Here is a 13,894-nt window from a genome sequence, read left to right on the forward strand (position 1 = left end):
TATTGCTTATAACCGCCACCATACCGTTTCATCCTGCTTATATTTAGAAAATCCACAGCGTTTCAAAATACTTTGCGATTGTGGGCTGTCAATATCAGTTTCCGCAATAATATGACAGATATTATCCTGTGTTATTGCCCAATCACACATAGCTTTTACTGCTTCGGTCATATATCCGTTATGTTCAAATTCTTTACCTAAACCGTACCCTATTTCAACTTCTTTATTTTCATCCGGAATATCTTTAAAATCTGCGGAACCTACAACCACTCGATCTGTTTTACGAATCAGGAACCAAAATGTATGGTACAGATAATTGGCAGCATCCTTTTTTGTTATATCAAGCTGCCCCTTTACAATATCAAGAAATATATCTGCCATCGGCTCCGCACAATAATGGCAATTCAGTTCCTTTTCTAAAACCGGAATATCTTCTACCCATAACCTTAGCTGCTGCGCTGTTAAAGGTACCAGATACAGTCTGTCCGTTTCAATCATCAAAGCTATTTCCTCCTAAAAAGTACCTTCACTGCATCATCCTCTCCACGATCGGAACATATAAGTCTTCTATAGAAATTCCTTTCGACATCATCCACCCCGGAGATACGATATGGAACATAGGATATCTTTCATCCTTACCTTCTCCATTAACATATAGATCAAATTCATCACTGGCATTGACCCAGCTTATGATTTCTTCTCTCGTGCTCAGCCAGTCTTTTTCATTGTACCACATAAAATCTCTTGTAAACAGTTGGCATTTCAGGGATGCACGATACTCGCTGAACCACTTGACAAACTTTTCAAATTCTTCTTTTTAAGAAAGCGGCCTGGAAAAGACAGCCTGCATTGTGAAACCCTCGCCTTCTTTCTCTCCTTAAGAAATATTGTTGTTTTGAAACACCACACCCGGATAAAAGCAAAAAGGCGTATCACTGGGTATTCCCTAACGTTAAATCTGCTGATTTTACCGCAATCAAAAGATACGATAATGGAAATCCCCTTTTATCGTACACCTCGGATAACCCCACATCGTAATCATACTCATTCAGTCTTACAATGCGCATCTGCGCGTCACAGACAGCATTAATAATTGCAGAGACTGTATGCGAAAAACTGGTAAACGTTTTTGAAGCATATTGTTCAGACATATATTCCATACCCTGGTTCTCAATCCACGGCTCTTTTCTAAAATAAGAGTACGTGATCCGATCAAGGTGATTCCCGTCAAATTCAGGTTCGCCGGGCATGGGCAGCATATTCATCATGGGATGAAAATCATGTATGAACAAAACACCACCGGGCTTCAGGCATTCAGAAACTTTTTGAAAGAGTTTATTCAAATCTTCAAACCATGTAACAGCTCCTACAGTAAACAGTACAAAGTCAAATGAATGGTGGTATTCCTTCGGAATATCCAGGATATTGCATGAGATAAATTCACAGTTATCAATCCCCGCTTTTTCCGCTGTTTCAGCCGCCTGTTTGATGATATTTTCCGCAATGTCGAAACCGACTCCCTTCTTCGCACCAAGCCCCATAAGGGAAAGCAGCTCACGTCCGTTGTTACAGCAAAACTGCGCTATGGTTTTCCCACAAAAATCAATGGTCCTGAGTTCCTTTGCAGCGTCGGGACAAAAAAACGGAAGCTCCTCATTTATCAATCTCTCATGATTTGTCTCTCCCCATCCGGGATGCCGATGTTCAAACGCTTCCTCCCACGCTTCTTTATTTTTTTGAAAATAGTTCAACTCTATCCCCCCGTTCACACTGCCTTATACCAAGCAGACAATTATAGCCCGACTCATGCAAACTGCGCTCTACAATCCAAAGCATATTCGTAACATATTATTTTAATGCCATAAGGTCTGACTTTTCATAACGATTATGCCCCGGTAACTGTTTTTTGTATTTCCAGCACTTAATGGCTTCTTCTAAAGATTTTCCCTGATTGTCAGCAAAGAAATCTCGAATATATGTATTATACTCAAACTGCTTATCAATTTTTGTTTTTCCTTTTTTCTTATCTTCAAGAATTTTATAGTATGCTTCAATGGCTTCTCTATATGTTTTTCCTGTATTATCTTTTAACCATTTTTGAAATGCAACATAAAAAGAAAAACTATTTCCAATATGCTCCTTAAAAAACGCTCTGTGTTTTTCAGAACAAACAAAATCTCCTTCAATTCTTGTATCTTCGGTAATAACAGAGACTGCTGTTACTCTTTTCTTTACCGGTAAGGCTGTTCGTATCTCACCGGTATCAAGAAACCAGGCAATTCTATCTGTTATTTCAATTTTCCCGCCTGATACAGGCAGACCATATTTTCTGCAAAAATCAACTAACTCCTCTTTCAAATAATAGAATTCACGAAATGTTTTACTGTCTAAATGCTTATCTAAAGAAGGTCTTTCCGCCATATTTTTTTCTCACTTTCAATTCCAATCAAAAACATATGCAGCCATATTTTCCAAGGAAGAATCTTCAACAATCCACAGAAATATCCTTCCATACTCCATTTTCAGAACTTTACATCAGTCAGATACACCGGAATTGATCATTGTTTGATAAACAATATATTATTGACCTGTTCTGTTATATATATTTCATCTTCAAGGATTTCAAGATCATAGCTGTCAATGACGCTTTTAGGATATTTCTTCAGCACTTCTTCAAATCCATAAGCAGTATCTTTTTTCTTTGGAAACCGAATAGAACTGTCAAAGGATTTTACATATCTCAGTCCTGCTTTTTCGCATATTTTCTTCCACTCATCCTTTGTGTAAAATTTAATATGCCCATCTTTTTTCAACTGCATATATTCGTCCACAAACCTGTCGGTATCATTGGCATTTGGCGCGGGATCAGACAGAAACAAATACCCACCTTGTTTTATGACACGGCTGACTTCCGATATACTTTTTTGGATGTCCGGAAAATGATGTAACGCATATCTTGAAACCACCATGTCAAATTCGTTGACGGCAAATGGAAAGTAAATGCCGTCATAATTGGTAAAGCTGATATTTCTGATGCTCTCCTTCTCCGCCTTAATACGGTTTGCCTCTAATGCTCTTTCCACAATATCCAGCCCAATCACTATGTTTTCAGGATGTATTTTCGCAATAGAAAACGACAGGTATCCACTGCCGGTACCTAAATCCAAAATTTTCATTCCTGTTTTGATAGGTAAAAATTCAAGAATTGCATTCAGGTGTTGTTCGTCCTGTGTTTGTTTATTATAAAAATCTCCGGAAGAAAAGCTATTCTCAAATCCTTTTTTTGCAGCCAGAATACTTTTTTCAATATCCATTCTGATGATTTCCCCTTTCCATTTTGCTAATGATCATTTCCTGTGGCTGCGCAAATATTTCATTCCCCATTTAAAACAATCCAAAATGACACCATAAATCATAAAAGATAAAACGGTGCCGATGTACCAATATATTGAAATTTGACCTTCTAACGTATTACAGGAAACCTGTAAACCCGATTCCATAAAAGCATTAAGGAATCCATCTGCATCAGCGATCACTCTAAGCAGAGGATTCAGTCTAATGAGCACAATAACACCCTATTCTTTTTTGACATAAACACCTACCGTCTTTCCTATCAGCATGCCCAAACTGATCCCCAAACCAATATTTATGTGCAGCACAGTTGAAACCGCAACGCCCAGGCACATGCCAATGCACATGCCCTCAACTAAATGGTTTTCTTTTTTCTCGCTGTCTTTTGTCTTATAGTGAACCATGATGATAGCCACGCATACCCCAATGATCAGAAATGGCAGCGCTGCAAATAAAAAGTCTTTCATTCATTTACTCCCCTTCTTTAGAGCTTCTGCTCTGCCAGACCAATGGGGTTATTATCTTCGTAGATCCATTCAGATACATTCTCGATAGATAATTCAAAGAATACCTCATCACTTTTTATAAATTCATCCTCACTGCCAAAGGAATCCGGATAGCGCAATATATAAGAGGCTTTGATCTCCGCATTCCGCTCATCGGATACAGAGCCTAAGGACCTCGCTTTCCCTGTAAAATAAAAATTTCCCACACAGACTGCAATATTGGGATTATGAAGCATTTCCTCCGCTTTTCTGGCGGTTCCTGATGTCCTCACATATAAACGAAGCCCTATATTTAAAGGGCTTACCGGCCTTGATGAAACTATGTCATTTTTACTTGTTGATAGATAGATCACTTCTGCTGTACTCAAAACACGTTCTAATTTTTTTAAATTAACTTCCATACACAACCTCCGTCGGTAAAATTTTCCTGCAGGGAAGTCCTCCTTTTTCTTGTGCCCGCCTATAGCCAGCCTCTCCATTCTTGGTTAGGATTTTCCCCCGCAGCTGCTATGAGATCATAATATCATTCCTACACATATTTTTCTTGAACAATATGACACAAACAATGAAATAGCATTCGATATGGAGGTTTGAATTATTCAGAAAAACATAGACTCATTATAACACAAAAAGTCTGAGATATTTTGTAAATGTTTGGTTTTTTTATATAAAAACACAATAAAAATCTGATTATCCACTAAAACACAGTATCTATCAGCATTTTCAAGGAAACAAATACATCAATTTACTACTTATTTACTACCATTGAATGAGCCTTGATACGCAAGTTTTCCTAGATATGCAAAGATATAGTACAGCACATCAGTATTAAAACAACAAAAAATTGAATATTTCATAGACTATGGAACGCATAACATGACGTTCCTTTTCTATTTCTAGCCGTTCTTATTGGACGGCTATTTTATTACTCAAAATGAAAGGAGCATTAGATTTATGAAAAAGATGTTAAAACGATTGTGTACGGGCTTCTTAGCTCTTGCAACTGTCGTTACTGCTTTACCAACTACAACCGTTCATGCTGAAAGCAAGCAATACTGGACGGAAAGTGCAGAGCGTGTCGGTATCATTGAAAAAGTGATGAATGACGGTTCTATCGGTTCTACATTCAATGAGGGCATGATGAAAGTCGAGGGCGAAACTGCCTATTGTATTGACATCAATACAGATTTCAAGAATGGTTACAAGACCAGAGCTGACGCAAGCTCACGCATGAGTGCCGACCAGATTTCAGATGTGGCGTTATCCTTAGAATATATCAAACAGTATGGCGAAGCTCACAAGGAACTGAACTACAAGCAAGTTTATCTGTTGGAACAATGCGTTGTCTGGCAGAGATTGAGCGTACATCTTGGCTGGCAATGTGATAACGTGCGAGCTTCTTATGATGAAATTCCAAAGGCTACGCAGGACGAAGTTTTCTCTGGTGCGAAAGCCTTTGTCAAAGAAAATAAAGGACGCTATGAATGTGGCGGTTATATCTACTCTGGCGAGGGGCAGGAATTGGGACAATTCTGGGAGAAGCTGAATGTCGGAAATGCAAAACTGCAAAAGACTTCCAGTAATGCCAGCATTACAGACGGTAACTGGAATTACTCAATCGCTGGTGCAACTTACGGTGTATTTGCTGATAAGTACTGCACAAAACAGCTTGCCACCCTTACGACTGATGAAAACGGAAATACAGATGTTGCAGAGGTAAAAGCAGGCACAGTCTATATCAAGGAATTATCCGCACCAGCAGGATATAAAGTGGATAAAACAGTTTATCCATTGACAATCAAAGCTGGCGAAACAGCAACCTTGAAAGTATCAGATACACCGAAAGTAACAGACACTTTGATTAAGCTTTTCAAGATTGATATGGAAACACAGAAAGACAATCCGCAGGGAAACGCTTCTCTAGCAGGTGCAGAATTTACATGGAAGTATTATGCTGGCTTCTATAACAAAGACAATCTCCCTGCCGAAGCTACTCGTACATGGGTTACGAAGACAATCGCTGAAACAGACAGCGACGGGACAACTCACTACATCACAAAATTAGCGGACGCTTACAAGGTATCTGGCGACAGCTTCTATATGCAGGACGGCAAAGCGGTTCTTCCTTTAGGAACACTATCTGTTGAGGAAACAAAAGCTCCAAACGGCTACTTGCTGGACGGTGCATATATGCAGGCTGGCGATAAGTCCGAACAGATAAAAGGCTTATACCTTACACAAATTACAGAGGACGGCGACCTTGCTGTATTGACGGGAAGTAACCAGTTTTCCGTATCAGACAAGGTTATCCGTGGCGGTGTGAAAATTCAGAAAAGAGATTTAGAAACGAGCGATACCAAACCACAAGGAAGTGCCACTTTGAAAGATACTGCCTTTGACATCATTTCCTTAAATGATAATGCAGTATTGGTTGAGGGAAAGCGATACAAGAAAAATGAAGTGGTAAAGACAATCCGTACCGATATTGAGGGTGTCGCTTCTACTTCTGCTGACCTTTTACCTTATGGAAATTTCCGTATCGTTGAGAGTGAAGCTCCCGACGGTTACTTAACAGACGGTGCGAAGCCGATTGATTTTGCAATCACAGAAAATGGAAAAATCGTGGACTTAACCGACAAAGCCCATTCTATCTATAATCAGATTAAGCGTGGAGATATTGAGGGCGTGAAAATCGGTGCAGGTACACACAAACGTCTTGCTGATGTTCCCTTTAGGATCACAAGCAAGACGACGGGCGAAAAGCATGTTGTGGTAACTGATGATAACGGGCAGTTCTCCACTTCTGCTGAATGGGCTTCTCACAAGCATAATACTAACGCAGGCAAGACCAGTGAGGACGGTGTGTGGTTTGGGACTTCTGAACCAGACGACAGCAAGGGTGCATTACCTTATGATACCTACATCATTGAAGAATTACGCTCTGATAGTAACAAAGGCTTTGAACTTATCCCACCTTTTGAAATCGTGGTATCAAGAAATAACCTTGTGATTGATTTGGGAACGCTGACTGATGAATACGAAAAAGAAATCTCTATCCATACCACAGCGACCAGCAAGGACGGCGAAAAGACTATCCTTGCAGGAAAAGAGGTAACAATCGTTGATACTGTCAAATTAGACGGACTTACAAAAGGCACAAAGTATCAGTTAAAAGGCTGGCAGATGTTAAAGGAAGAAAACGCCGAGCTTATCATTGACGGGAAACGTGTAGAAAACGATTATACCTTTGTCGCTGATGATGAAGAAATGAAAGTGGAAATTTCCTATACATTAAATGCGTCTGCTTTAGGTGGCAAGAACCTTGTTACCTTTGAAGAATTGTATGATTTCAGCAATCCAGACGAACCCGTAAAAGTTGCAGAACACAAAGACATTGAGGACGACTGGCAGACGGTACTTATCACAGAGCGTATCATCAAGATACATACTACCGCTACCGATAAGGACGGCAACAAAGAGCTTGAAGCAGGAAAAAAGGTAACAATCATTGATACCGTAACCTTAGAGAGCTTAGAAGTCGGTACACAGTACAAACTTGTGGGCTGGCAGATGTTGAAAGAAGAAAATGCAGAACTTCTTATCAATGGAAAGCGTGTGGAAAGTGATTACACCTTTACTGCTGACAGCGAAACTATGAAAGTGGAAGTTGCTTTTACGTTTGACGCTACTTCTCTTGACGGCAAACAGCTTGTAACTTTTGAAGAATTGTACGATTTTAGCAATCCAGACGAACCGAAGAAAGTTACCGAGCATAAGGATATTGAGGATAAGGGACAGACGATTACCTTTAAGGAAAAGCCAGAAGAACCAGAAAAACCCGAAACACCACCGACACCAGAAAAGCCTAACAGACCTAGCGACAGTCCCAAAACGGGCGACAGTACAAATGTAATGGCATTTGTCGTGATGTTGCTTGTGTCTGCTGGTGGATTAGCTGGAACATATCTTTACAAACGCCGTAAAATGAAGAAATCATAAGGCGGTAACGGTATGATGAAAGAAAAATCACGCTCTCCGCCGAAGCTGTCAAACGGCAGACTTCTGCTTATTCTGGCTTGTCTGCCTACAACCTGCAAGAACACGGATAGTCAAGGGTGCGTAAGCATTGACTTTACCCTTTACTATCTGGGGGATTGCTGGTACTTCCCCAACCGCCAGAATAAGAAATCACAATCAATTAACTTATCAAAAATAGAAAGAAACGAGGTAAAACAATATGGAAATGAAATATGTCGTGCCAGATATGGCACAGTCTTTTGGAACTCTTGAATTTGCAGGCGAAAGCGAGCCTATCTTTGAAAGGGATAAAAACAACCGCAGGGTCATAGCCAGACGAAGCTATAACCTTTATTCTGACGTACAGAAAGGCGAAAATGTTGTGGTGGAAATTCCCGTGCAGGCTGGCGAAAAGCATTTCAAGTATGAACAGAAAGTAAAACTTGTCAATCCGAAGTTATACGGCAGAGGGTACGCAATCGGGGATGTGGGACATACCGATTATGTATTAGTAGCTGATGATATTGTAGCAGTTGAAGAAAAGTAAAGGAGTGAAGAATTTATGAGATTATCAAATGGATTTGTCATTGACAAAGAGAAAACATTTGGAGAATTAAAATTTACAGCGGTGCGTGATGTGTTCTTGCAAAATGAGGACGGGACACCGAGTACCCAGCTTAAAAAGCGTATCTATGATTTGAAGTGCAGTCTGCATGGTGGAATTATCCCCGTGTCCGTACCGTCAGAAGTACCGTTAAGGGAATTTCCTTACAATGCAGTCGTGGAGCTTGTCAATCCCGTAGCCGATACGGTATCACGAAAAACCTATACGGGTGCAGATGTGGACTGGTATGTAAAGGCAGAAGATATTGTACTGAAGAATAAAGGCAATCAGAACACAGGCACTTCACAGAACCATACACCGCAGGGACAACCGAAAAAATAGACTTGCTGAATAGATTTTCGTTGTAGAGGATATACGGAACTGTTATAATATGGGTATGAAGAAAGCGACAAATTAGAATTGATAAGGAGCGAAAAGAAAAATGTGTGAAGAATGTTACTCTGATGAAAATAGAATAACACCATTACTAAATCCCTTGGACTGCTTAGAAAACCACACTCAATATATTTGTGGAACTTGTGGACGTTGCATTTGTATTGAACATGACCCAAACAGAGGATTACAAAGATGGAATTTTCCTTTTAAGTCATTGGAAATTGCAAAACTTTATTTACGAACAGCCGATTATACAACGAAAAGTTCATGTGGTATTTATGAGATAGAGAACAGTAAAGGCAGAGTATCTTATAAAATATTCGCCGGGAATGAGGATTTACATCTATTCTTGAAAAAGAATAAAGACAAGAAATGCAAACAAATGACACCTGTGTTTAATGTTGGAGAGTATAAAGAATATTCACATACAGAAGTACGAAAATTGACTTCTGATGAAATAAAACAATATATGAGTGAACGTTAAATTCCAGTTTGACAACTTCATATCCATGCACACAAAGCAGTTAGTCTATACGATTGACTGCTTTTTTCATACCCAGAAAGGAGTGATTGATTTATGAGAATGATTTTAAACAAAGGACACCGTATCAGAGCCAGCGATAAGCACCTTGTCTATCGCTTTTCAATGGGGACACTCCTGTTTGTGTTCGTAGCGGTTATCCTGCTATTAAATACAAAACAGCTCATGCGTACCGACTGGGAACATTTCAGCTTATTAGACAATGGCTTTACGCTTTCCCTTTACAACTTCATAACCATACTGATAGCGACTGGTGTTTGTGCATTGGTCGCTTTTCTGTATTACCGCTTCTGTTACGACAGTTTCAAAAAGCTACTGCACCGTCAAAAGCTGGCACGAATGATACTGGAAAACAAGTGGTATGAAGCTGATACCGTACAAGACAGCATTTTTTTTACTGACCTGCAAAGCAGATCAAGGGAAAAAATAGTCTGGTTTCCAAAGATTTATTATCAAATGGAAAAGGGACTGCTTCATATCCGCTGTGAAATTACGCTGGGGAAATATCAAGACCAGCTTTTACGGTTAGAGGATAAATTGGAAAGTGGCTTGTATTGTGAGCTGACCGACAAGACCCTGCATGACGGCTATATCGAATATACCCTGCTTTATGATATGATAGCGAACCGCATTACCATTGATGAAGTACGGGCAGAGAACGGCTGTCTTAGACTGATGAAAAATCTTGTCTGGGAATATGACGCACTCCCTCACGCTTTGATTGCTGGTGGGACTGGTGGCGGTAAAACCTATTTTCTGCTGACACTCATTGAAGCCTTACTGCATACCAACGCTATCCTTTATATCTTAGACCCGAAGAACGCTGACCTTGCAGACTTAGGGACAGTTATGGAAAATGTGTATCACACCAAAGAAGAAATGATTGATTGCGTCCATGCCTTTTATGAGGGCATGGTACAGCGAAGTGAGGAAATGAAGCGACACCCGAACTATAAGACGGGCGAAAACTATGCCTATCTGGGACTGCCACCCTGCTTTCTTATCTTTGATGAATATGTGGCATTTTTTGAAATGCTGGGGACGAAAGAAAGCGTGGGCTTACTTAGCCAGTTAAAGAAAATCGTTATGTTAGGACGACAAGCAGGTTATTTCCTTATCGTTGCCTGCCAGCGTCCAGACGCAAAGTATTTCTCGGACGGTATCAGAGATAACTTCAATTTCCGTGTGGGACTTGGGCGTATCAGCGAATTAGGTTACGGTATGCTTTTTGGTTCAGATGTGAAAAAGCAGTTTTTCCAGAAACGTATCAAGGGGCGTGGCTATTGTGATGTGGGAACAAGCGTGATAAGCGAATTTTACACGCCTTTAGTCCCGAAAGGACATGATTTTTTGCAGACTATCGGCTCTCTTGCACAAGCAAGGCAGGACGGGACGGCGACGTGCGAAGCGAAAGGCGACGGCACGGACTAGCCGTTGCTGGTGTGGCGAAGCCACGCCAGCAGGTAAAACCCCTCGGTATCTAACAGAGGGGTACGTTTGCAAATAGACAATAGACGAAAAACATAGGAAACATAAGGCTTCTGGCATGATTTCCTTGCAAAAATCGGCTGTGAAGTCGCATTAAAAAACTTCACACTTCACAGATTGGGGGTATGGTTCTGAATGAAGAACAATGGATAAAAGAATTACGGGAGAAACGGATTGCTTACGGTATCTCACAAGGCAGGCTGGCGGTGGCTTCGGGTATCACAAGGGAATATCTCAACAAGATAGAAAGCGGAAAAATGAAGCCGTCAAAGGAACTTCTTAATACTCTGCATAAGGAACTGGAAAGGTTCAATCCAGAAGCACCGCTTACCATGTTGTTTGATTATGTGAAAATTCGTTTTCCCACGCTGGATATACAGCACATCATCAAAGATATATTAAAACTGAATATCAATTATATGCTCCATGAAGATTACGGACGTTACAGCTATACGGAGCATTACTCTCTAGGGGACATCTTTATTTATACGTCGGCTGACGAAGAAAAAGGTGTCCTTTTAGAGTTAAAGGGGCGTGGTTGCAGGCAGTTTGAAAGTTACCTGCTGGCACAGCAAAGAAGCTGGTATGACTTCCTCATGGACGCACTCGTAGACGGTGGCGTGATGAAGCGTATCGACCTTGCTATCAACGACCATACGGGCATTTTGGATATTCCAGAGCTTGCGGAAAAATGCAGGAAACGGGAATATATCGGAAAGTCCAGAAGTTATAAGTTTTATCAGTCAGGCGAGCTTATTAAGCACAGAGAGGATGACAGAGAATATATGGGACGAACCCTTTATCTTGGTTCGCTGAAATCAGATGTGTATTTCTGTATCTATGAAAAGGACTATGAGCAGTATGTCAAGTTAGGGACACCTCTGGAAGAAGCCGACATTATCAACCGTTTTGAGATACGGCTTAGAAATGAACGTGCCTATTATGCAGTACGAGATTTGCTGACCTATTATGACGCAGAGCAGACCGCCTTTTCTATCATCAACCAGTATGTGCGGTTTGTTGATGAAGAACCAGACAAGCGAAAAAATGACTGGAAACTCAATGACCGCTGGGCTTGGTTTATCGGCGATAACAGACAGAGCTTGAAGCTGACGACAAAGCCAGAGCCTTACACCTTAGACCGTACATTGCGTTGGGTACAAAGGCAGGTAGCACCGACCTTGAAAATGCTGAAAAAGATTGATAAGGGAAATGGTACAGATTACATGGAAACAATCGAACAGCAGGCAAAGCTCACAGAAAAGCATGAAATGATAATCAAACAGCAGACGACCCCTGCAAAAGATTTAGTAGAAAGTTAGGAGTGATAAAAATGTGGGTATTATTAAAAGATTTCCTGCTGGTATCTATGGGAATGGGTATCGGTGTAGTCTTGATGTGTATTTTGAATGTCGGCAAAGAAGCTGACTATGAAATGAAACAATTAAAAGAAAGCGAGGACAATTAAATGAATTTCGGACAAAATTTGTGTGCGACTCGTTCCTTAGTGAAAAGCTAAGGCACTAATAAAAGAACGAAAAAGTTTGATTATTAGGAGAACTGATAATCTGACAGGTGGAATGATGAAGTAACGCTCTGAAACGCCTGCCCTGAGCCTCCGACAAGCATTGAATGAGGAAACTCAGAATGTTTGAAGCTCGGTAAAGACGGCTGAAAGATACCGTAATAGTTGATGAACATATATCTTCTATCGAAAACTATCCAGAGGTGGGTAGCGTATCCAACAGGTCGGGGGTCTATAAAATATCTATGGTTAGAATGTTCCACAAGGGACTGACGAAACAGCGAATGTACGGGTCTAAATTTGTACTTGGTAGAAATGCAAAGGTACGAGAAATCGTAGCTGGTGTGGCAAAGTAAGAATATAGGTTATGAAATGCCATATACCGTTACAGGCGGTATCAAGCCAGCAGGCTTATAGCTAGTGACCTAAGGATATATATGTATAGATAAGATTATCGGAACGAGGAAAGGTATTGGGTTCTCATCAAGAGAATAAGCTGACGAAGAACAATAAGCAGTTGAACCAATGCTGAAAAGCAGAGGGCGAACCTAAGAAATTCTTGTAATGAGAATGGAGGAATACCCTCAAGTCGTGTATATATTAGAAAAGTATTATGTTGTTTTAATAAGGATTACGAGTAAGATAAAAAAGCTCACTCAATTTCAAGCAAAGGAGTGAAGCCTTATGCCTAAAAATAAAAATGAAACATTGTGTGTAGAAGATTTAAGACACGCTGAATATTACGAAATGCAAAACACCTTTGATGATTTATATGCCAAAAGTAAGAATGGAGATATTTTCACTCATCTTATGGATATTATCCTATCGAGAGAAAATATATTACTGGCATATCGAAATATCAAAGCAAATGCAGGCAGTAAGACAGCAGGAACAGACGGTACAATAATTAAAGATATTGGCAAATTGCCAGCAGAAACAGTTGTCAAAAAGGTAAGATATATTGTCGCAGGCACTCCGCACGGGTATCGACCTAAGCCAGTAAGGCGAAAAGAAATACCAAAACCAAATGGGAAAACCAGACCTCTAGGCATTCCTTGTATGTGGGACAGGCTTATACAACAATGTATCAAACAAGTATTAGAACCAATCTGCGAAGCTAAATTTAGTGAAAACAGCTACGGTTTCAGACCTAATAGGTCGGTTGAAAATGCAATAAAAGCAACCTATAACCGCCTACAAATCAGCCAGCTACATTATGTGATTGAATTTGATATTAAGGGCTTCTTTGACAACGTGAACCATTCCAAACTGATAAAACAGATATGGGCTATGGGAATACGGGACAAGCACTTGATATTCATTTTAAAAAGGATATTAAAAGCTCCAATTAAAATGCCTGACGGCACAATAACATATCCAGAGAAAGGAACTCCACAGGGTTCGTTATGTGGATCTCCACATAACGAACCTTATGCGAAGCGAGTGATTATGCCGAGTCAGTGGCA

Annotated in this window: 14 protein-coding genes and 1 pseudogene; 8 read left to right on the forward strand and 7 right to left on the reverse strand. The window is 40.3% G+C overall.

From position 1 onward, the window contains the following. Positions 1-6: 6 nt before the first annotated feature. The 7 genes from BLCOC_RS15035 to BLCOC_RS15065 all read right to left on the reverse strand — a co-directional run bounded on the left by BLCOC_RS15035 (position 7) and on the right by BLCOC_RS15065 (position 4,258). A complete protein-coding gene (locus BLCOC_RS15035; RefSeq protein ID WP_330412245.1) occupies positions 7-498 on the reverse strand; it encodes a GNAT family N-acetyltransferase in 492 nt (163 codons plus the stop codon). 28 nt (positions 499-526) lie between these two features. After that, positions 527-736: a hypothetical protein gene (locus BLCOC_RS15040; protein ID WP_115622634.1), complete on the reverse strand. Its 210-nt coding sequence runs from the start codon at positions 734-736 to the stop codon at positions 527-529. Positions 737-932: 196 nt separating this feature from the next. Next, the gene (locus BLCOC_RS15045; protein ID WP_115622635.1) at positions 933-1,751 is read right to left on the reverse strand and encodes a class I SAM-dependent methyltransferase; all 819 of its coding nucleotides are present in this window, start codon (positions 1,749-1,751) and stop codon (positions 933-935) included. Between the two features lie 97 nt (positions 1,752-1,848). Continuing rightward, on the reverse strand, positions 1,849-2,421 hold the full coding sequence (locus BLCOC_RS15050; protein ID WP_018598129.1) for a DUF6434 domain-containing protein: 573 nt from the start codon (positions 2,419-2,421) through the stop codon (positions 1,849-1,851). Positions 2,422-2,558: 137 nt separating this feature from the next. Then, positions 2,559-3,314 carry a class I SAM-dependent methyltransferase gene (locus tag BLCOC_RS15055; RefSeq protein WP_115622636.1) on the reverse strand — a complete coding sequence of 252 codons (756 nt, stop codon included), beginning with the start codon at positions 3,312-3,314 and terminating at the stop codon, positions 2,559-2,561. A 261-nt stretch (positions 3,315-3,575) separates the two neighbouring features. Further along, the gene (locus BLCOC_RS15060; RefSeq protein WP_115622637.1) at positions 3,576-3,818 is read right to left on the reverse strand and encodes a glycine zipper domain-containing protein; all 243 of its coding nucleotides are present in this window, start codon (positions 3,816-3,818) and stop codon (positions 3,576-3,578) included. 17 nt (positions 3,819-3,835) lie between these two features. After that, positions 3,836-4,258, reverse strand: coding sequence for a pyridoxamine 5'-phosphate oxidase family protein (locus tag BLCOC_RS15065; RefSeq protein ID WP_161626214.1), 423 nt, complete (start codon positions 4,256-4,258; stop codon positions 3,836-3,838). 553 nt (positions 4,259-4,811) lie between these two features. On the opposite strand from BLCOC_RS15065, the gene BLCOC_RS15070 reads away from it, so the two are divergent. The 8 genes and pseudogenes from BLCOC_RS15070 to BLCOC_RS15110 all read left to right on the forward strand — a co-directional run. Beyond that, positions 4,812-7,856, forward strand: coding sequence for an SrtB-anchored collagen-binding adhesin (locus BLCOC_RS15070; protein ID WP_115622639.1), 3,045 nt, complete (start codon positions 4,812-4,814; stop codon positions 7,854-7,856). A gap of 238 nt (positions 7,857-8,094) precedes the next feature. Then, positions 8,095-8,421, forward strand: a complete 327-nt coding sequence (locus BLCOC_RS15080; RefSeq protein WP_115622641.1) for a YdcP family protein — start codon at positions 8,095-8,097, stop codon at positions 8,419-8,421. Between the two features lie 15 nt (positions 8,422-8,436). Further along, positions 8,437-8,820 (forward strand): YdcP family protein, encoded by a 384-nt coding sequence (locus tag BLCOC_RS15085; RefSeq protein WP_115622642.1) that lies wholly within the window; start codon positions 8,437-8,439, stop codon positions 8,818-8,820. Positions 8,821-8,920: 100 nt separating this feature from the next. Further along, positions 8,921-9,358, forward strand: coding sequence for a hypothetical protein (locus BLCOC_RS15090; protein ID WP_021404736.1), 438 nt, complete (start codon positions 8,921-8,923; stop codon positions 9,356-9,358). Positions 9,359-9,451: 93 nt separating this feature from the next. Next, entirely contained in the window at positions 9,452-10,846 is a 1,395-nt protein-coding gene (locus BLCOC_RS15095; protein ID WP_115622643.1) for an FtsK/SpoIIIE domain-containing protein, read from the forward strand. A gap of 182 nt (positions 10,847-11,028) precedes the next feature. Further along, positions 11,029-12,225 (forward strand): MobT family relaxase, encoded by a 1,197-nt coding sequence (gene mobT, locus BLCOC_RS15100; RefSeq protein ID WP_115622644.1) that lies wholly within the window; start codon positions 11,029-11,031, stop codon positions 12,223-12,225. Positions 12,226-12,236: 11 nt separating this feature from the next. Then, on the forward strand, positions 12,237-12,371 hold the full coding sequence (locus BLCOC_RS15105; RefSeq protein WP_009243011.1) for a DUF3789 domain-containing protein: 135 nt from the start codon (positions 12,237-12,239) through the stop codon (positions 12,369-12,371). Between the two features lie 741 nt (positions 12,372-13,112). Then, positions 13,113-13,835 (forward strand): annotated as a pseudogene (locus tag BLCOC_RS15110) (reverse transcriptase domain-containing protein); the annotation flags it as partial. Between the last annotated feature and the right edge of the window lie 59 nt (positions 13,836-13,894).

This window comes from Blautia coccoides, assembly GCF_034355335.1.
Taxonomy (GTDB): Bacteria; Bacillota; Clostridia; order Lachnospirales; family Lachnospiraceae; genus Blautia; species Blautia producta.